Origin of the sequence: Kitasatospora sp. NPDC096204, assembly GCF_044763205.1 — a bacterium.
GTDB lineage: Bacteria > Actinomycetota > Actinomycetes > Streptomycetales > Streptomycetaceae > Kitasatospora.
On record NZ_JBIWFT010000014.1, the window covers coordinates 129,566 to 147,108 of the forward strand.

17 protein-coding genes are annotated in these 17,543 nt (G+C 73.0%); 14 read left to right on the forward strand and 3 right to left on the reverse strand.

All coding sequences use genetic code 11. The features are described 5' to 3' along the window. Window positions 1-47 precede the first annotated feature (47 nt). Entirely contained in the window at window positions 48-2,384 is a 2,337-nt protein-coding gene (locus ACIQ87_RS17705; protein ID WP_402407179.1) for a transglycosylase domain-containing protein, read from the reverse strand. Between the two features lie 224 nt (window positions 2,385-2,608). Between ACIQ87_RS17705 and ACIQ87_RS17710 the strand changes: the two genes are divergently transcribed. The 14 genes from ACIQ87_RS17710 (at window position 2,609) to ACIQ87_RS17775 (ending at window position 15,962) form a co-directional block, all read left to right on the forward strand. Then, entirely contained in the window at window positions 2,609-3,406 is a 798-nt protein-coding gene (locus tag ACIQ87_RS17710; protein WP_402407182.1) for an ABC transporter permease, read from the forward strand. Continuing rightward, window positions 3,399-4,250 carry an ABC transporter permease gene (locus ACIQ87_RS17715; protein WP_402407185.1) on the forward strand — a complete coding sequence of 284 codons (852 nt, stop codon included), beginning with the start codon at window positions 3,399-3,401 and terminating at the stop codon, window positions 4,248-4,250. The genes ACIQ87_RS17710 and ACIQ87_RS17715 overlap by 8 nt, the downstream gene beginning before the upstream one ends. A gap of 42 nt (window positions 4,251-4,292) precedes the next feature. Beyond that, a complete protein-coding gene (locus ACIQ87_RS17720; RefSeq protein ID WP_392918560.1) occupies window positions 4,293-5,255 on the forward strand; it encodes an ATP-binding cassette domain-containing protein in 963 nt (320 codons plus the stop codon). Window positions 5,256-5,486: 231 nt separating this feature from the next. Beyond that, on the forward strand, window positions 5,487-6,725 hold the full coding sequence (locus ACIQ87_RS17725; protein ID WP_402407187.1) for a glycosyltransferase family 2 protein: 1,239 nt from the start codon (window positions 5,487-5,489) through the stop codon (window positions 6,723-6,725). A gap of 2 nt (window positions 6,726-6,727) precedes the next feature. Continuing rightward, a complete protein-coding gene (locus ACIQ87_RS17730; RefSeq protein ID WP_402407353.1) occupies window positions 6,728-8,023 on the forward strand; it encodes a nucleotide sugar dehydrogenase in 1,296 nt (431 codons plus the stop codon). Window positions 8,024-8,162: 139 nt separating this feature from the next. After that, window positions 8,163-9,458, forward strand: a complete 1,296-nt coding sequence (locus ACIQ87_RS17735) for a DUF445 domain-containing protein (protein ID WP_402407190.1) — start codon at window positions 8,163-8,165, stop codon at window positions 9,456-9,458. Between the two features lie 257 nt (window positions 9,459-9,715). Further along, window positions 9,716-10,735 (forward strand): adenosine deaminase, encoded by a 1,020-nt coding sequence (locus tag ACIQ87_RS17740; RefSeq protein ID WP_402407356.1) that lies wholly within the window; start codon window positions 9,716-9,718, stop codon window positions 10,733-10,735. Between the two features lie 181 nt (window positions 10,736-10,916). After that, entirely contained in the window at window positions 10,917-11,510 is a 594-nt protein-coding gene (locus tag ACIQ87_RS17745) for a toxin-antitoxin system HicB family antitoxin (protein WP_402407193.1), read from the forward strand. 105 nt (window positions 11,511-11,615) lie between these two features. Next, on the forward strand, window positions 11,616-12,455 hold the full coding sequence (locus tag ACIQ87_RS17750; RefSeq protein WP_402407196.1) for a DUF4097 family beta strand repeat-containing protein: 840 nt from the start codon (window positions 11,616-11,618) through the stop codon (window positions 12,453-12,455). Continuing rightward, window positions 12,455-13,426 (forward strand): ATP-binding cassette domain-containing protein, encoded by a 972-nt coding sequence (locus tag ACIQ87_RS17755; protein ID WP_402407199.1) that lies wholly within the window; start codon window positions 12,455-12,457, stop codon window positions 13,424-13,426. The genes ACIQ87_RS17750 and ACIQ87_RS17755 overlap by 1 nt, the downstream gene beginning before the upstream one ends. Further along, window positions 13,423-14,202: an ABC transporter permease gene (locus tag ACIQ87_RS17760; RefSeq protein ID WP_402407202.1), complete on the forward strand. Its 780-nt coding sequence runs from the start codon at window positions 13,423-13,425 to the stop codon at window positions 14,200-14,202. The genes ACIQ87_RS17755 and ACIQ87_RS17760 overlap by 4 nt, the downstream gene beginning before the upstream one ends. Before the next feature lie 111 nt (window positions 14,203-14,313). Further along, window positions 14,314-14,904 carry a hypothetical protein gene (locus ACIQ87_RS17765; protein ID WP_402407204.1) on the forward strand — a complete coding sequence of 197 codons (591 nt, stop codon included), beginning with the start codon at window positions 14,314-14,316 and terminating at the stop codon, window positions 14,902-14,904. A gap of 56 nt (window positions 14,905-14,960) precedes the next feature. Then, window positions 14,961-15,551 (forward strand): hypothetical protein, encoded by a 591-nt coding sequence (locus tag ACIQ87_RS17770; RefSeq protein ID WP_402407206.1) that lies wholly within the window; start codon window positions 14,961-14,963, stop codon window positions 15,549-15,551. A gap of 126 nt (window positions 15,552-15,677) precedes the next feature. Further along, complete coding sequence (locus ACIQ87_RS17775) at window positions 15,678-15,962, forward strand: hypothetical protein (protein WP_402407209.1); 285 nt, start codon at window positions 15,678-15,680, stop codon at window positions 15,960-15,962. An 86-nt stretch (window positions 15,963-16,048) separates the two neighbouring features. On the opposite strand, the gene ACIQ87_RS17780 is transcribed toward ACIQ87_RS17775, so the two are convergent. Continuing rightward, complete coding sequence (locus ACIQ87_RS17780; RefSeq protein ID WP_402407211.1) at window positions 16,049-16,447, reverse strand: hypothetical protein; 399 nt, start codon at window positions 16,445-16,447, stop codon at window positions 16,049-16,051. A gap of 200 nt (window positions 16,448-16,647) precedes the next feature. Continuing rightward, the gene (locus tag ACIQ87_RS17785) at window positions 16,648-17,076 is read right to left on the reverse strand and encodes a YjdF family protein (protein WP_402407214.1); all 429 of its coding nucleotides are present in this window, start codon (window positions 17,074-17,076) and stop codon (window positions 16,648-16,650) included. Window positions 17,077-17,543: the final 467 nt, after the last annotated feature.

Here is a 17,543-nt window from a genome sequence, read left to right on the forward strand (position 1 = left end):
GTGGCGCCGGCGGTTCGAGGCCGCCGGCTCAGGACGTGGCCGGCGGCTCAGGGCGTGGCCGGCGCCGCCGGGCGGCTGGCGGGGCCGCCGGTGGCACTGGGCAGGCCGGTGGGGCGGGTCGGCTGGGTCTGGCTGGGTTTGGGGGCGGGGCTGGGCTGGTCCGGGCCCGTCGTGGGCTGGGGGGCCTGGGGGCTGGGGGTGTTCGGGCCGGGGGCGGGCCGGTCGGTGGCGGCGGGGGCGGTGGGCGTGTGGTCGGCGGGCGTGCCGGGGGCCTGGCCGGTCTCGGTGGGTGCGCCGCCGGGCGGCGGGGTGGTCGGGGTGGTGGTGGCGCTGGGGCTGCCGCCGGGGGTGAGGCCGGGCCAGGGGGTGGCGGTGGGGCTCTGTCCGGTCTTGAGGTCGAAGTCCTCGGTGGGGGTGCCGTCGAGGGCGGCGGCCGTGTAGGTGGTCCAGATCCGGGTGGGGAAGGCGCCGCCGTTGATCCGGGTGAGTCCCGCGGTGCCGGCCAGCGGTTCCTTGGCGTGGGTCTTCGGGTTCTCCCTGAACAGGCCGACGGTGGTGGCGAGTTCGGGGGTGTAGCCGGCGAACCAGGCGGAGAGGTTGGAGTCGGTGGTGCCGGTCTTGCCGGCGGCCGGGCGGTTCAGGTCGAGGGCGGCGGCGCCGGTGCCGCGGGGGCTGATGACGTCGCGCAGCACGTCGGTGACGGAGTCGGCGATCTCCCGGTCGAGGGCGTCGGTGGGGTTGTGTTCGGGCATCTTGGGGACGTCGACGGCACCGCCGGTTTTGACGCGTTCGAGTTTGAGGACGGACCAGGGGGTGTGGGCCTGGCCGTGGTTGGCGAAGGTGGCGTAGGCGCCGGCCAGGTCGAGGGCGCTGGGGGTGGCGGTGCCGAGGGTCATCGAGGTGTTGGCCGGGTCCATGCCGCGGACGCTCTCGGGGATGCCGAGTCTGACGGCGGTCTCGCGGACGCGGGCGAGGCCGGCGTCCACGCCCTCCTGGGCGTACACGGAGTTGACGGACTTCACCATGGCGTAGCGCAGGGTGATGTTGCCGTAGGAGACGTCGTCCTCGTTGGGCGGGGCGTAGGGGGTGGGGCCGCCGGTGACGGGGCGTTCGCTGGTGCCGTCGTAGCGGGACTCGGTGGTGATCGGGCGGCCGTCGACGGTGTGTTGGGCGACGAGCCCGGCGGCGAGGTCGATCGGTTTGAAGGTGGAGCCGATCTGGTTGTCCTGGCGCAGCGCGTCGTTGTAGGGCTGCTTGGCGTAGTCGGGGCCGCCGTAGACGGCGACGACCCGGCCGGTGGCGGGTTCGACGGAGGCGCCGGCGACCCGGACGTCGGTGTCGGTGGTGGGGCGGGCCTGGGGGTCGAGTTCGCCGGTGAGTTCGTCCTGGACGGCCTTGGCGAAGGCGTCCTGGCGGGGCTTGTCGAAGGTGGTGGTGATGCGCCAGCCGCCGGCCTTGAGGGTGGCGGCGTCGAGGGTGCCGGAGGAGACGAGGTAGTCGTCGGCGACGCCGACCAGGTAGCCGGCCTGGCCGGCGAGGCCGGTGGCGGGCTGGGGGTCGATCGGGTCGGGGAAGGTGGCGGCGGCGCGGTCGGCGGGGGTGAGGAAGCCGAGTTGGACCATGCCGTCGAGGGTGTAGTTCCAGCGGGCGACGGCCTTCTCGCGGTTGGCGGGGGTGGCGGTCTTGACGTCGTAGAGGCTGGGGGCCTGGAGCAGGGAGGCGAGGTAGGCGCCCTGGGGGAGGGTGAGCCGGGAGACGTCGACGCCGTAGTAGGCGTGGGCGGCGCTCTGGATGCCGTAGGCGCCGCGGCCGTAGTAGCTGCTGTTGAGGTAGCCGGCGAGGATCTCGCGCTTGTCGCGCTGCTGGTCGACCTTGAGGGCGATGAGCAGTTCGCGGCCCTTGCGCTCGATGGTCTGGTCCTGGGTGAGGTAGTAGTTCTTGACGTACTGCTGGGTGATGGTGGAGCCGCCCTGCATGCCCTTGCCGAGCAGGGTGTTCCAGCCGGCCCGGAGCATGCCCTTCAGGTCGATGCCGCGGTTCTGGTAGAAGGTGCGGTCCTCGGCGGAGACGACGGCCTGCTGGGTGGGGAGCGGGATCTGGTCGATGGTGACGTCGGTGCGGTTGACGGCGCCGGTGCGGGCGATCTCGGTGGTGCCGTCGGCGTAGAGGTAGATGTTGTTCTGGGCGACGGCGTGGGCGTTGGGGTCGGGCACCGGGACGATGACGTAGAGCACGGCGAAGCCGCCCACGGCGAGCAGGAACAGCGTGGTGAGGGTGCCGAGGGTGACTCGCCAGGTGGGCAGGAGCCGGCGCCAGAGCGGGAGGGCCCGGCGGGCCTCGCGGCGGGCGGCCCGTTTGGCCTGGCGGCGGGTGCTCAAGGTCATGCCGAGATTATCTGCTATTTGATGCGAGATCAGGCCGGAAAAACCGGGTGCGGGTGGGGTCGGCCGGAGGTACGGTGAAAGGTGAAAACCACATAGCGCACCCGCTTTCGCAGCTCCGCCCGCCCGCCCGGCACCCCCCGGGTACGGCCGGTCGGGGCCGTTGGGGCGTGCGCGGATGTCGAGGGGCGCCTCTCTCTGCTCGTATTTGTCGACAAGGAGACAATATGCTCTACGCCGCCGTTGCCCGCGGCGCCTTCCGCCGCTACTCCACCTACCGGGCCGCCACCGTGGCCGGCACCTTCACCAACACCGTCTTCGGCATCATCCTGGCCTACACCTTCCTCGCCCTCTGGCAGGCCCGCCCCGGCCTCGGCGGCTACGACCAGAGCCAGGCCGTCACGTACATCTGGGTCAGCCAGAGCCTGCTGGTCACCGTCGCGGTCTGGGGCGGCGGCTTCCAGGACGACCTCCAGGACCGCTTCCGCAGCGGCGACATCGCCGTCGACCTCTACCGGCCGGTCGACTTCCAGGGCTGGTGGCTGGCCTCCGACCTCGGACGGGCCGGCTTCCAGGCGCTGGTACGCGGCACCGTGCCGATGCTGATCGGCGCCCTGGTGTTCCGCATCCGGCTGCCCGAACACCCGCTGACCTGGGCGTTCTTCCTGCTCTCCGTCCTGCTGGCGGTGGTCGTCAGCTTCGGGCTGCGCTTCCTGGTCTCGATCACCGGCTTCTGGCTGCACGACTCGGAGGGGGTGCGCTCGGCGATGCTGGTGGTCTCGATGTTCTTCTCCGGGATGCTGCTGCCGATCGCCCTGTTCCCCGGCGGCCTGGGCGCGCTCGGCCGGGCGCTGCCCTGGTCCGCGCTGGTGAACGTGCCCACCGACGTCTTCCTGGAGCGGACCGAGGGCACCGCCGTGCTCGGGGCGCTCGGCTTCCAGCTCGGCTGGGCGGCGGTGCTGCTCGCCGCCGGGCGGGGCGCCCAGTGGCTGGCCACCCGCAGGGTGGTGGTGCAGGGTGGCTGAGCAGCTCGTCAGGCTCCACCGGGAGCCCCTCGCGGCCCGTACCTCCTGGGCGCTTCGCTCCTGGTGGCTCTGCGCCCGGATGTGGATGCGCTCGATGATGGCCTACCGGGCCTCCTTCGCGCTGAACCTGGCGGCGAGCGTGGTCATCCACGCCCTCGACTTCGTGGTGCTGGTGGTCATGTTCCTGCACACCGACCGGCTCGGCGGCTGGAGCCTGCCGGAGATCGCCTTCCTGTACGCCACCGCCGCCTTCTCGCTCGGCGTCGCCAACCTGCTGGTCGGCTCGGCCGAGTCGCTCGGCGCGCGGATCGTCAGCGGCTCGCTGGACACCATGCTGATCCGGCCCGCGCCCGCGCTCTCCCAGCTGTGCGCGGAACGCTTCTCGCTGCGCCGGCTCGGCCGCCCGCTGCAGGCCGTCGCGGTGCTGGTCTGGTCCCTGGCCGCCCTGGACGTGCACTGGACCTGGGACCGGGTGCTGCTGGTGCCCGTCCTGCTGGTCTGCGGCACCGTCATCTTCGGCGCGATCTACATCGGCGGCGCCACCGTCCAGTTCTGGTGGGGCGAGTCCAAGGAGATCCAGAACTCCTTCACCTACGGCGGTGCGACGCTGCTGCACTACCCGCCGACGGTCTTCGCCAAGGAGCTGGTCGCCGGGGTCGTCTTCGGCGTCCCACTGGCCTTCGTCAACTGGCTGCCGGCGCTGCGGATCCTCGGCCGGCCCGACCCGCTCGGCCTGCCCACCGCCTTCCAGTTCGCCTCCCCGGTCGCCGCCGCGGTCTGCGTCCTCGCCGCCGGGCTCGCCTGGCGGGCCGGGCTGCGCGCCTACCGCGGCACCGGCAGCTGAACCCCCTGAACCCTCTTGGACCCTGCCCAGAAGGAGCCGGCCATGGCACTGATCGAACTCCAGGACGTCCGCCGCAGCTTCACCGTACGCACCCGCACCGGCCGGTTCAGCCGGGCCAAGCGCGAGGTCCGCGCGGTGGACGGGCTCAGCTTCACCGTCGAGGCCGGCGAGTGCGTCGGCTACATCGGGCCCAACGGGGCCGGCAAGTCCACCACCATCAAGATGCTCACCGGCATCCTCGTCCCCAGCTCCGGGCGGCTGCGGGTGGCCGGGGTCGACCCGGCCCGCGAACGCGTCGCGCTGGCCCGCCGGATCGGCGTCGTCTTCGGGCAGCGCACCACCCTCTGGTGGGACCTGCCGCTGCGCGACTCCTTCGAACTCGCCCGCCGGATCTACCGCGTCCCCGACGCCCGGTACCGCGAGAACCTCGACCGCTGCGTCGAACTGCTCGACCTCGGCGGCCTGCTGGACACCCCGGTGCGCCAGCTCTCGCTCGGCCAGCGGATGCGCGGCGACCTCGCGGCGGCGCTGCTGCACGACCCCCAGGTGCTCTACCTGGACGAGCCGACCATCGGCCTGGACGTGATCAGCAAGGGCCGGGTGCGCGAGTTCCTGCGCGAGGTCAACCGGGACCGGGGCACCACCGTGCTGCTCACCACCCACGACCTGACCGACATCGAGCAGCTCTGCGGCCGCGTGATGGTGATCGACCACGGCCGGGTGGTGTACGACGGCGGGCTGGAGGGCCTGCACGCCGCCGGCCGCAGCGAGCGGACGCTGGTGGTGGACCTCGCGCAGGAACTCGCCCACCCGGTCGAGGTGCCCGGGGCCAGGGTCACCAGGGTCGAGGGGCCGCGCCAGTGGCTGGCCTTCCCGGCCGAGGAGAGCGCCGCGCCGATCGTGGCGGCGGTCGCCGCGCGCTACCCGCTGGTGGACCTGTCCGTGCGCGAGCCGGCCATCGAGGACGTGATCGCCCGGATGTACGCGGAGGTCGCGATCGGCTGACGGGGACGGGCGCGCACTGTTGAAGGGACGGGCGCGGACACCCGAAGGGACGGACGCGCACGACCGGAAGGGGGCGGGCGTACGGCTGCCGGCCGTCGTACGCCCGCCCGCCGACCGGCGGTGCGTTCGGCTCTCCTTCACCGGTGTGGGTGATCACCGTGACCCCCGGCCGCTGACGCGAGTTGACCGGATGTCACCCGCCGATGCCGGAAACCGGAGGCTCCCCGCCCGATGGCCGTACCCGACGTGACCGTGGTGGTCGCGGTCCACAACACCATGCCGTACCTCACCGCCTGCCTGGACTCGCTGGTCGGGCAGTCCCTGGGGCCGGGGCGGCTGGAGGTGGTGGCCGTGGACGACGGTTCCACGGACGGCGGCGGGGAACTGCTCGACGAGTACGCCGCCCGTCACCCCGGGCTGTTCACGGTGGTGCACCAGGCCGACTCGGGCGGCCCGGCGGGCCCGGCCAACCGCGGCATGCAGCTGGCCCGCGGCCGCTACGTGCTGTTCCTCGGCGCGGACGACCGGCTCGGCGAGGAGGCCCTGGAGCGGCTGGTCACGGCCGCCGACGCCTGGGGATCGGACGTGGTGGTGCCCAAGCAGGCCGGGGTGAACGGGCGGCCGGTGCCGCAGGGGATCTTCCACGCCGACGCCGAGTCGGTGGACTTCACCGACTCGCCGCTCGCCTGGGCGCTGGCCGACACCAAGCTCTTCCGGCTCGACCTCCTCCGGCGCCACCGGCTGCGCCGCGACGAGCGGTTGAAGGTCCTCTCGGACCAGCCGTTCACCCTGGAGGCCTGTCTGCGGGCGGCCAGGGTGTCCGTCCTCGCCTCCTACGACTGCTGCGTCCCGGTGCCGCGCGAGGACCGGGGCGATCCCAACGAGCGGGCCGGGGTGCTGGACCGGCTGCGCGGGATCACCGCGCTCCAGCAGGTGGCCGCCGAACTGGCCGGGCCGGGCGATGAGTTGGACGCCATCCGGGTGCGCGGCTTCGGCTGGGACGTGCCGGGCCTGCTACAGGAAGGCTTCCTGCTGCTGGCCGCCGACATGCAGGAGCGGGTGTGCGTCGAGGTCGCCCGGCTGATCGAGCGCTTCGGTGCCCGCGAGGTGTACCGCCGGCTGCCGGTCGCCGAACGGGTGCGGCTGGAACTCGCCTGCGCGGTCCGGCCGGAGGCCCTGCGCCACCAGATCCGCTACGAGGCGGCGCACGGCGATCCACCCGTGGTGGTGGACGGGCGGCGGCGGTACGCGGGCTACCCGGCGTTCCGGGACGCCCGGCTCGGGCTGCCGGACGCGCTGTTCCTGCTGCCGGAGGAGGACTCGGGAGCGGCCGTGGCGCAGGCGGCGCCGCGGCTCGACCTGGCGCGGCAGCTGTGGCGCGGGCTCGTCCCGGAGCAACTGCGCCGCGGACTGCGGCGCCACCCGGCGTGGCGCCGGCTGGCCGACTCGGTGAACGGAGGACGGGGATGAGCCTGGACGTCTGCGTGGTCGGGCTGGGCAGGCTGGGCCTGCCGCTGGCGGTGCAGTTCGCGCTGAAGGGCCACCGGGTCACCGGCGCGGACATCGCGCCCGGCGTGGTGGAGAGCGTCAACCTGGGCGCGCCGCCGTTCCCCCGGGAGGCGGGCCTGGACCAGGCGCTCAAGCGGGTCGTCGCCGAGGGCCGGCTGCGTGCCACCACCGACACCACGGGCGCGGTGGCCGGGGCCGAGGCCGTGGTGCTGGTCGTCCCGCTGGTCATCGCCGCCGACGGCGGTCCGGACTTCACCGCGCTCGACGCGGCCACCGACGCCGTCGCGGCCGGGCTGCGCCGGGGCACCCTGGTCAGCTACGAGACCACCCTGCCGGTCGGCACCACCAGGGAGCGCTGGGCGCCCCGGCTGTCGTCCCGCTCGGGCCTCGCCGCCGGGACGGACTTCGCGCTGGTGTTCAGCCCGGAGCGGGTCCGCACCGGACGGGTCCTCGCGGACCTGCGGCGCCACCCCAAGCTGGTCGGCGGCCTGGACGCGTCCTCGACCCGGCGCGGCGCCGAGTTCTACCGGGCCGTGCTGGACTTCGACCCGCGCCCGGACCTGCCCCGGCCCAACGGGGTCTGGGAGCTGGCCTCGGTGGAGGCGGCCGAGTTCAGCAAGCTCGCCGAGGCCACGTACCGGGACGTCAACATCGCGCTGGCCAACCAGTTCGCCCGGTACGCGGACGAGGTCGGGGTGGACTTCGCGGAGATCGCCGACGCCTGCAACTCGCAGCCGCACAGCCACCTGCACCGGCCGGGCATCGCGGTCGGCGGTCGCTGCGTCCCGGTGTACCCGCGGCTGTACCTGTGGAACGACCCGGGCGCGACGGTGGTCCGGGCGGCGCGCGAGGCCAACCTGGCGGTGCCGGGGTACGCGGTGGGCGTGCTGGCGGGGGCGGTGCCGGGCGGGATCGCCGGGCAGGGCGTGCTGGTGCTCGGGGCCTCGTACCGGGGCGGGGTCAAGGAGACGGCGCACTCGGGGGTGTTCCCGCTGGTCGAGGCGGTGCGGTCGGCCGGCGGGCGGCCCTACGTCAGCGACCCGCTGTACGAGGCCGAGGAGTTGGCGGCGCTCGGGCTGCCGCCGTACGGCGGGGAGCCGGTGGTGGCGGCGGTGCTGCAGGCGGACCACCCGGAGTACCGGGACCTGTCGCCGGTGGACCTGCCGGGGGTGCGGGTGCTGCTGGACGGGCGGCGGTGCACGGACCCGAAGCGCTGGGCGGGCGCGGAGGTGCGGCGGATGGTGCTGGGCGGGGAGTGAAGCCGGTTCCGGGCCGGTCCCGGGCCGATGGTGTTCGGTTTGGTTCCGGGCCGGTGATGTTAGGCGCGTGACGTCGGGCGGGAGCGCGTGATCGCGAGGCGCGCCCCCGTCCGCTCCGGGCACCGGGCAGACTGGCGGGGTGAGTGACGATGCCTTCAGCGGGACCGGCCACGGGGTCCGGTTCACCGCGGCCGACGAGCAGAAGAGACGCGGCGTCCGCCGGATGAAGACCATCGCGACCGGCCTGCTGGCCTTCGCGACCCTGGTCTTCGCCCTGTCCACCTGGGCCAGGGCGGCCGGCGCCGGCCCCTGGGCGGGGTACGTGGCGGCCGCCGCCGAGGCGGGCATGGTCGGCGCGCTGGCCGACTGGTTCGCGGTGACCGCGCTGTTCCGCCGGCCCTTCGGCCTGCCGATCCCGCACACCGCGATCATCCCGACCAAGAAGGACGCCTTCGGCCGCTCGCTCGGCGAGTTCGTCGGCGAGAACTTCCTCTCCGGCCACGTGGTCCGCGGCCGCCTGGCGGCGCTCGGCATCGGCCGCCGGCTGGGGGAGTGGCTGGCCGCGCCGGGCAGCGCCGAGCGGGTCACCAAGGAGGCCTCGGCGGCGCTGCGCGGCCTGCTCGCGGTGCTCCGCGACGACGACGTGCGGGCGGTGGTCGCCGAGGCGGTGACCAGGCGGGCCGCGGCCACCTCGGTGGCCGAGCCGATGGGCCGGATGCTCGGCAAGGTGGTCGCCGACGGCGGGCACCACGGGATGGTGGACCTGGTCGCCGTCCGGGCGCACGGCTGGCTGACCGCCAACCACGAGGACGTGGTCCGGAAGGTCACCCAGAAGACCCCGGGCTGGACGCCCCGGTTCATCGACCACCAGGTCGGCGAGCGGGTCTACAAGGAGCTGCTGCGCTTCGTCACCGAGATCCGGGACGACCCGAACCACCCGGCGCGCGGCGCGATCGACAACTTCCTCGCCGACTTCGCGACCGAGCTGCAGACCGACCCGGAGACCATCGCCAGGGTCGAGCGGGCCAAGGGCGAGCTGCTGGCCCGCCCCGAGGTGCAGGACCTGATCAACTCCACCTGGGCGGCCGTGCGCACCCTGGTGATGGGCGCGGCCGAGGACGAGGACAGCGAACTGCGCCGGCGCATCCGCGACGGCGTGCGCGGCTTCGGCGAGCGCCTGGCCACCGACGCCAAGCTGCAGGCCAAGGTGGACGGCTGGCTCCAGGACGCCGCCCAGTACCTGGTCGACACCTACCGGGCGGAGATCACCTCGCTGATCTCCGAGACGGTGGCGAGCTGGGACGCCGACGACGCCTCCCGCAAGATCGAGGCCAACGTCGGCCGCGACCTCCAGTTCATCCGGATCAACGGCACCGTGGTCGGCGCCCTGGCCGGGTTGCTGATCCACACCGTGGCGGTCGCGCTCGGAGGCTGATCCCGGGGGCGGCGGTGCCCGGGGCCGATCCCGGGGGCGGCGGTGCCCGGGGTCGATCCCGGGGAAGGCGGCGCTCGGGGCCGATCCCGGGGACGGCGGCGACGACTCGGGCCTATCCTGGGCCGAAACCCCGCGATACGCGCGTAGAGGCACGGAGCAGGAAGAAGGGAACCACCGTGGTCCAGCCGGACGGAAGTCGGATCGGCCCCAGTGACAGTCGGAACGGCGACAGCCGGACCGAGCCCGCGGACCGGAGCATCGAGGCGTTCATCGCCGGGATGCCCAAGGCGGAGCTGCACGTCCACCACGTCGGCTCGGCCTCGCCGCGCGTCGTCGCGGAGCTCGCCGCCCGGCACGCCGGGAACTCCAGGGTGCCGGTCGACCCGGCGGCGCTCGCCGAGTACTTCACCTTCACCGACTTCGCGCACTTCATCGACGTCTACCTGAGCGTCGTGGACCTGGTCCGGGACGCCGAGGACGTCCGCGCGCTCACCTACGGCGTGGCCGAGGACATGGCCCGGCAGAACATCCGGTACGCCGAGCTGACCATCACCCCGTACTCCTCGGTCCGCCGGGGCATCCCCGAGGTCGCCTTCATGGAGGCGATCGAGGACGCCCGGCTGCGCGCCGAGAAGGAGCTCGGCGTGGTGCTGCGCTGGTGCTTCGACATCCCCGGCGAGGCCGGGCTGGAGTCGGCCGAGGTGACGGCCCGGCTGGCCACCGAGCTGGCCCCCGAGGGCCTGGTCAGCTTCGGCCTGGGCGGCCCGGAGGTCGGTGTGCCGCGCCCCCAGTTCAAGCCGTACTTCGACCGGGCGCGGGCGGCCGGTCTGCGCAGCGTCCCGCACGCGGGCGAGACCACCGGGCCGGAGACGGTCTGGGACGCCATCCGGGTGCTCGGCGCCGAGCGCATCGGGCACGGCACCCAGGCGGTGAAGGACCCGGCGCTGGTCGACTACCTGGGCGAGCACCGCATCCCGCTGGAGGTCTGCCCGACCTCCAACATCGCCACCCGGGTCGTGGAGCGGATCGAGGACCACCCGATCAAGCGGATGGTGGACGCCGGGCTGCTGGTGACGATCAACAGCGACGACCCGCCGATGTTCGGCACCGACCTCAACACCGAGTACGCGGTGGCGGCGCGGCTGCTGGACCTGGACGAGGCCGGGGTGGCCGGGCTGGCCCGCAACGCGGTCGAGGCCTCCTTCCTGGACCGGGCGGGCAAGACCCGGCTGGCCGCGGAGATCGACGCCTACCTGGCGGGCTGGCGGCAGGCGTAGGAGCCCCGGAACCCGCCTCTGAACCACCGCTGAACCACCCCTGAACCGCCCCGTCGACCTCCGGTCGGCGGGGCGGTTCCGTCATCGGTGCCAGTCGGCGCCGACCCCGTTCGGGTGATGGTGCCAAAGTGGCGCCACAAATGGCTCGACATGGCGCCACCGCTGTGCCAAGCTATCGGCCATGGACCTCACGCCCTACGTGGAAAACCTCCGGAACGAGCTCGCGGTGGCCGCCGCCACCGGCGGGGAGGAGGCCCGCGCGCTGGCCGAGCGGCTGACGCTCCCGCTGGAGTCGGCCGTGCGGCTCACCCTGCTCAACGCGCTCTCGGCCGCCATGGGCGAGGTCACCCGTGATCTCGCCCCCGGCTCGGTGGACGTGCGCCTGCGCGGCCTCGATCCGGAGTTCGTGGTGACGGCGCCGCCCGGTTCGGGCGCCTTCCACGGCGATCTGGCACCGCTGGCGCCATCCGTGGCGCCACTGGCGTCGGCGATGGCGCCGGGGGTGCCTCCGGTGGCACCTTCGGGCGCGCCTTCCGGGGTGCCGGAGGCGGACGAGACGGGCACGGCCCGGATCAACTTCCGCCTGCCCGCCCACCTCAAGGCCCGGGCGGAGGAGGCCGCCGCCGAGGCCGGCCTCTCGCTCAACGCCTGGCTGGTGCGGGCCCTGGCCGGTGCGCTCGAGGGCGGCGAGCCCGCCCGCCGCCCGGCGGCCGATCCGGGCAACCGGATCGCGCGCAGCATCGGCGGCGAGGGCTTCACCGGCTGGGTCCACTAGCACGTCCGCAGTACCGGAATCGTCTGCACCACCTTCTGCACCTTCGACGTCACCCCCGCTCCGACCAGCGGGAACACCTACACGAGTCAAGAGGACGGGACAGCCATGCCTACGTACGAGACCGACGGACCGATCTCCGCCATCCTCGAGTTCGACATCGGCTCGGTCTGGATCAAGGCGAGCAAGCGCACCGACACCGTGGTCGAGGTCCGGCCCGCCAATCCGGCCAAGGAGGCGGACGTCAAGGCCGCCGAGCAGACCCAGGTCGACTTCTCCGGCGGTCGGCTGGGCATCAAGGCCCCCAAGCAGCGCTCCGTCTTCACCAGCAAGAAGGGCGCGATCGAGGTCCTGGTCGAGCTGCCGATCGGCTCCGAGGTCCACAGCGAGTGCCCGATGGCCGAGTTCATCACCGAGGGGCCGCTCGGCGCCTGCCGGCTGAAGACCTCGCTCGGCCGGATCCAGGTCGAGCAGGCCGACAGCGTGCGGCTCGACAGCGGCTTCGGCGACGTCCGGCTCGGTGGGACGGCCTGGGACGCCGAGGTGACGGGCGCCGGCCGGATCGAGATCGGCTCCGTCGGGGGCCGGCTGACGGTCAAGAACAGCAACGGCGACACCGAGATCGACGAGGTGCGCGGCGAGCTGCACGCCAACGCCTCCAACGGCCGGATCCACATCGGCGCCGCCGAGGGGAACGTGGACGCCAAGTCGGCGCACGGCCACATCCGGGTCAACCGGGTGGTTCGCGGTCAGGTCACCCTCCAGACCAACGTGGGGGACGTCGAGGTCGGCATCGCGGAGGGCACCGCGGCCTGGCTCGACGTGCACAGCAAGGTCGGCGGCGTCCGCAACGACCTCGGCCCCACCCAGGGCCCGGGCGACGCGGTGGAGACGGTCGAGGTGCGCGGCCGCACCCAGGTCGGCAACGTCATCGTCCGGAGGGCGTGATGGCGGTGGCCTCGGGGGGCCCGGCGGTCCCGGCGAACCGGACGGTCCCGGCGATCTCGGCGACGGCCCTCACCAAGTCCTACGGGGACAAGCCGGTCCTGAGGGGCGTCGACCTGGAGGTCCCGGCGGGCAGTGTGTACGCCCTGCTCGGGCCCAACGGCGCCGGCAAGACCACCACCGTGCAGATCCTCTCCACCCTGATCCCCGCCGACGGCGGCTCGGCCCGGGTGGCCGGGCACGACGTGGAACGCGAGGCCGACGCGGTGCGCGGGGCGATCGGGGTGACGGGCCAGTTCTCCGCGGTGGACAACCTGCTCACCGCCGAGGAGAACCTGCTGCTGATGGCCGACCTCAACCACCTCCGCCGTCGGGAGGGGCGGAGGCGGGCGGAGGAGCTGCTGCGGCGCTTCGATCTCACCGAGGCCTCCCGCAAGGCCGTCACCACCTTCTCCGGCGGCATGCGGCGCAAGCTCGACCTCGCGATGACCCTGGTCGGGGATCCGAAGGTGATCTTCCTGGATGAGCCGACCACCGGGCTGGACCCGCGCAGCCGGCGCACCATGTGGGAGATCATCCGGAGCCTGGTCGCCGACCACGGGGTGACGGTCCTCCTCACCACCCAGTACCTGGAGGAGGCCGACCAGCTCGCCGACCGGATAGCCGTCCTGGACGGCGGCCGGATCGTCGCCGAGGGCACGGCCGAGGAGCTGAAGCGGTTCGCCCCCGGCGGGCGGATCCGGCTCCGGTTCGCGGACGCCGGCCGACTGGCCGCCGCCGCGGCACTGTTCGAGTACGCCACGGCGGACACCGAGGCGCTGCGGCTGGAGATCCCGGGGGACAACTCCGTCCTCACCGTGAAGGCCGTACTGGACACGCTCGACAACGCGTCCGTACCGGCCGAGTCGCTGGTCGTGGAGACGGCCGACCTGGACGACGTCTTCCTCCAACTGACCGGGGAGGGCGTGCGATGAGCACGGCCACGGGCACGGCCGGCCACGCGCTCGGCGACTCGCTGACCATGCTGCGCCGCAACCTCAAGCACGCCCTGCGGTACCCGTCGCTGACCTTCGCGGTCGTGGTGATGCCGGTCATGATGCTGCTGCTCTTCAACTACGCCTACGGCAGCACCCTGGGCGCGGGGATCGGCGGCGGCCACTACATCGACTACGTGACGCCCGGCATCGTGCTGATGGCGGCCACCTCGGGGTCGCTGGTCACCGCGATCGGCATCTGCACCGACATGACCGAGGGCATCGTCAACCGCTTCCGCACGATGGCGATATCGCGCTCCGCCTTCCTGGCGGGGCACGTGGTCGGCAGCGTCATCCAGACCATGATCGGGCTGGTTCTGGTGGTCGGCGCGGCTCTCGCGATGGGCTTCCGGCCGAACGCCGGACCGGTGGAGTGGCTGGCCGCGGCGGGCCTGCTGCTCTTCCTCACCGTCGCCCTGACCTGGATATCGGCCGGCATCGGCCTGGTGGCCAAGACGGTCGAGAGCGCCAGCAACCTGCCGATGCCGCTGCAGTTCCTGCCCTTCGTCGGCAGCGCCATCGTCCCGACCGACTCCATGCCGACGGCCATGCGCTGGTTCGCCGAGTACCAGCCGTTCACCCCCATGATCGAGACCCTGCGCGGGCTGCTGATGGGCACCGGGATCGGCGCCGGCGCCTGGGCCGCCCTGGCCTGGTGCACCGGGCTGACGCTGGTCGGCTACTTCTGGTCGCGGAGCGTCTTCCACCGGCGGTGACGGGGGTACGGCCGGTGGTCCGGGCGGCCCGGGCGGCGGAGCACCCGTCGCCCTGGCCGCCCGGGGACCTCGTAGTAAAGTCCCGGCAAAGGGCAACTCCGGGGGGAGCAAATGACGGTGGCGCGCCGCAGGCAGGTCGTGTGGTGGCTCCGGGGCGCGGCACTGGCGGCCTTCCTGGTGTACCTGCCGGGGTACTTCGCCTCCCGGCAGGGCGGGCTGGTCGAGGTCGAGCGCCGGCTGAACCACCCGGTGCTGCTGCTGGGGACGGCGGTCGCGCTGGCCGTGGTCTCGGCGGTGGCCCAGGTCGAGTTCCGCACCAGGTGGGCGCAGATCGGCTGCGCGGCCGTGCTGTCACCGCTCCTCTTCATCGGAGCGGCGGTCGGGGCCCTGGCGTACTACTTCGGTGGGGACGGCCGGCTGGTCGCCCGCACGCCCGACCCGAACCGCGCCGACCACGTGCTGAGCGTCACCGACGTCGCCTTCTCGATCGATCCGGTCTACCGGGTGGAGCTGCTGACCGGCAGCGGCTGGTCGGCCCGCCACTGGGGCCTCGGCACCTGGGAGGAGCACGACGGCTTCGTCAGGGCCGAGTGGTCCGCTCCGGGCCGGATCACGGTGACCTTGGAGAAGAAGATCGAGGTCTTCACCGTGGGCGAGGACGGCGCGCTGGGCGGCCCCTCGGTGGAGCCCAGGCCCCGGTAGGACCGGCGGTGTGGTCCGTGCCGAAGTCCGGAGAGGAAACCGTGGGGGAGCGAGGGATGGCAGTGGCGCGCCGCAGGCGGATCGCGTGGGGGCTCAGAGCGGTGGCGCTCATGGCGCTGCTGACCTACCTGGTGGGTCGGCACGCCGCTCGTTCGGGCGGGCTGGTGGAGCTCGAACTCTGGTTCCACCGGCCGGTCCTGCTGGTCGGGTCGGCGGTCGTGCTGGTCCTGATCTCGGTGGTCGTCGAGCTGGAGTTCCGCACCCCGGAGTCGCAGATCGGCCTGGCCGGCGCTCTGGTGGCGCTGGTCTTCCTCGGGGTGCCGCTCGCGTTGTCGACGCTGGTGACCACCGACGAAGGGGTGCAGACCCGGCGGGAGGCCGCCCCGGACCACCCGGACCGGGTGCTCGCCTTCACCGATGTCGCGGACTCGATCGATCCGGTCTACCGGGTGGAGCTGCTGACCGGCAGCGGCTGGTCGGCCCGTCACTGGGGCCTCGGCCCCTGGACGGACGGCGAGGGCCTGGTCAGGGCCGAGTGGTCCGGCCCGGACCGGATCACGGTGACCTTGGAGAAGGAGGTCAGGGTCTTCACGGTGGACGAGGCCGGGAGGCCGGGCGGCCCCTCGGTGACGCCCAGGCATCGGTAGGCCCTGTCGGGCCCCTTGAGTCCCAACAGTCCCTGTAGCGGGACGGGGCAGCTCGTCTGCGGCCTCGGCCTGGGGGTGCTGGTCCTCTGCGTGCCGATCGCCTTTCTGGCGAACCTGTTCCCCCCCATGGACCCGTCGCGTCGGGAGCCGGCCCCGGGCCGCCCGGACCGGGTGATCGTCATCACGGACATGGGCGGCTTCGATCCGATCCACCGGAGTGAGCCGGTGTCCGGTTCCGGCTGGTCGGCCCGCCACTGGGAACTGGACACCTCGAAGTACGACACCGACGTCAACTGGTCCGGTCCGGACCGGATGACGATCGACAGGGGCATCGCCCTCACGGTCTTCGACGTCCTCCCGGACGGCAGTCTGGGTGAGCCGCGGGAAGAGCCCCTGCCCCCGAAGCACTGAAGCCGTCCGGCTCCCCTCCGGCTCCCCTCCGGCTCCCCTCCGGAAACCGGAGGAGAGCCGGGCCGTGAGTCCTGGTGGGGAAGGTGTCACCAGGTGTCGATGCCCATGGTCCTGGCCGCGCTGTGGACGGCGTTGTAGTGCGGGATCGACATGTCGGACCTCTTCTGGCCGGCCGGCAGGTTCCGGTCGGCGGCGCGGAACTTGTCGCGGGCCTCGGCCAGCAGGCCGGTGCCGTGGGAGACCGGGACGTCCTTGGTGCCGTGTGCCGGGTGGGACTTGGCGGCGGTCTTGCTGCCCGCGTTGATCAGGGTGCTGCGGGCCTGGTTGTAGTCCGCGACCTTGATCGTCTTCGGGTTGCGGAGCTCCGCCCGCACCCCGGCCGTCGTCGGCGCCTGCTCGGCGGCCAGGGCGGCCGGAGCGGCGGCGGCGGTGAGCGCACCCGTCACGATGACGGTCGCGAGGGCGTTCCGAAGGGTCCTGTGCATGAGGGTGTCCTTCCGAGAAGGAAAAGCGTCAAGGATTCGCCCCTCGTGAGCAGCGGAACGGTCGGGGCGCGAACGCTTCGGCACTACCCCGGCCCCCGGTGGCGGAAAACCGCCTTCCGCTCGGGAAGTTCGTCGACGATGAGATCAGGCCGTTTTCCTATATTGCTCCAATATGATTGGCATGGTGGAGAGATGGGGAATCACCTGCCCCGGTGCCGCTCCTTGGCCTGCCGCCTGGCGGCCGCCCGCCGTTCGAGCGCGGCTTCGGCGGCGCGGCGCTTGGCAGCAGCGCGGTTGAGGTGACCGGACTCCTCGTGGGCCCGGGCCAGTGCCTCCTCGGCCGCGGTGCTCAGTGGCCGGGTCGCCAACTCCTTGGCCGCCTGCCGGGCGAGCCGCTTGGGATTCACCACCGACCGCTGCCGCGCCCGCCCTTCGACGGCCACCTCCGGCGCCGCGAGCGCGGACTCCAGCAGCCCGCCGAAATCCCGGCGGACGAATTCCAGCAACTCCGCGTTGCCCGGTTCGGCCCCGAAGACATGGCGCGCCGCACGGACCCCTCGCGGGCCCGCGATCTCCAGCACCCCGACCCAGAACGGGCCTTCGAAGAACACGGTGAACGTGCTCGGCATGGTGCGTTTCCTCCCATGGTTGTCATGCCGTGTCCCGCACGCGCGGTCGCGCGCCGGGAGGGAACGCACCGGACACCCTGGGAGGGAGGTTACTGACCGCCGGCCACCGCCGACGCCGCCCGGACTACCGACCGGGAACTGTGATTTCGTGTGCTCCGGAACGGATCGTACGGGTACGGGAAGGCCGGACTCACCCGGTTTTGCCGGCGAGATGGGGAGCCTTCGAGGACGAGGTGGCGCCCGGCCCGCGCTTCCTGCCGCAGGAGTTCCTGCTCGCGGGACTCGTGCGGCCCGCGTTCGCGAAGCCTGCGGCCTGAGGTGAAGTCGCTGCTGTGGGCCGTGAAACGCGGAAGGGGTCCGGCACCTGGGTAGGTGCCGGACCCCTTCCGACTGTGGAGCGCCAGGCCCGGGTTGCACGGACTCTTCCTACTGAAAGTAGGACGTGCTCTGGTAGCACCGCTGACGCC

What these genes read in the sequence shown, in the direction of transcription:
- ACIQ87_RS17765 (WP_402407204.1), top strand. Translation starts at nt 14,314, where the DNA reads ATGACGGTGGCGCGCCGCAGGCAGGTCGTGTGGTGGCTCCGGGGCGCG.
- ACIQ87_RS17785 (WP_402407214.1), bottom strand. Translation starts at nt 17,076, where the DNA reads ATGCCGAGCACGTTCACCGTGTTCTTCGAAGGCCCGTTCTGGGTCGGG.
- ACIQ87_RS17770 (WP_402407206.1), top strand. Translation starts at nt 14,961, where the DNA reads ATGGCAGTGGCGCGCCGCAGGCGGATCGCGTGGGGGCTCAGAGCGGTG.
- ACIQ87_RS17745 (WP_402407193.1), top strand. Translation starts at nt 10,917, where the DNA reads ATGGACCTCACGCCCTACGTGGAAAACCTCCGGAACGAGCTCGCGGTG.
- ACIQ87_RS17750 (WP_402407196.1), top strand. Translation starts at nt 11,616, where the DNA reads ATGCCTACGTACGAGACCGACGGACCGATCTCCGCCATCCTCGAGTTC.
- ACIQ87_RS17775 (WP_402407209.1), top strand. Translation starts at nt 15,678, where the DNA reads ATGGACCCGTCGCGTCGGGAGCCGGCCCCGGGCCGCCCGGACCGGGTG.
- ACIQ87_RS17710 (WP_402407182.1), top strand. Translation starts at nt 2,609, where the DNA reads ATGCTCTACGCCGCCGTTGCCCGCGGCGCCTTCCGCCGCTACTCCACC.
- ACIQ87_RS17760 (WP_402407202.1), top strand. Translation starts at nt 13,423, where the DNA reads ATGAGCACGGCCACGGGCACGGCCGGCCACGCGCTCGGCGACTCGCTG.
- ACIQ87_RS17780 (WP_402407211.1), bottom strand. Translation starts at nt 16,447, where the DNA reads ATGCACAGGACCCTTCGGAACGCCCTCGCGACCGTCATCGTGACGGGT.
- ACIQ87_RS17720 (WP_392918560.1), top strand. Translation starts at nt 4,293, where the DNA reads ATGGCACTGATCGAACTCCAGGACGTCCGCCGCAGCTTCACCGTACGC.
- ACIQ87_RS17705 (WP_402407179.1), bottom strand. Translation starts at nt 2,384, where the DNA reads ATGACCTTGAGCACCCGCCGCCAGGCCAAACGGGCCGCCCGCCGCGAG.
- ACIQ87_RS17755 (WP_402407199.1), top strand. Translation starts at nt 12,455, where the DNA reads ATGGCGGTGGCCTCGGGGGGCCCGGCGGTCCCGGCGAACCGGACGGTC.
- ACIQ87_RS17725 (WP_402407187.1), top strand. Translation starts at nt 5,487, where the DNA reads ATGGCCGTACCCGACGTGACCGTGGTGGTCGCGGTCCACAACACCATG.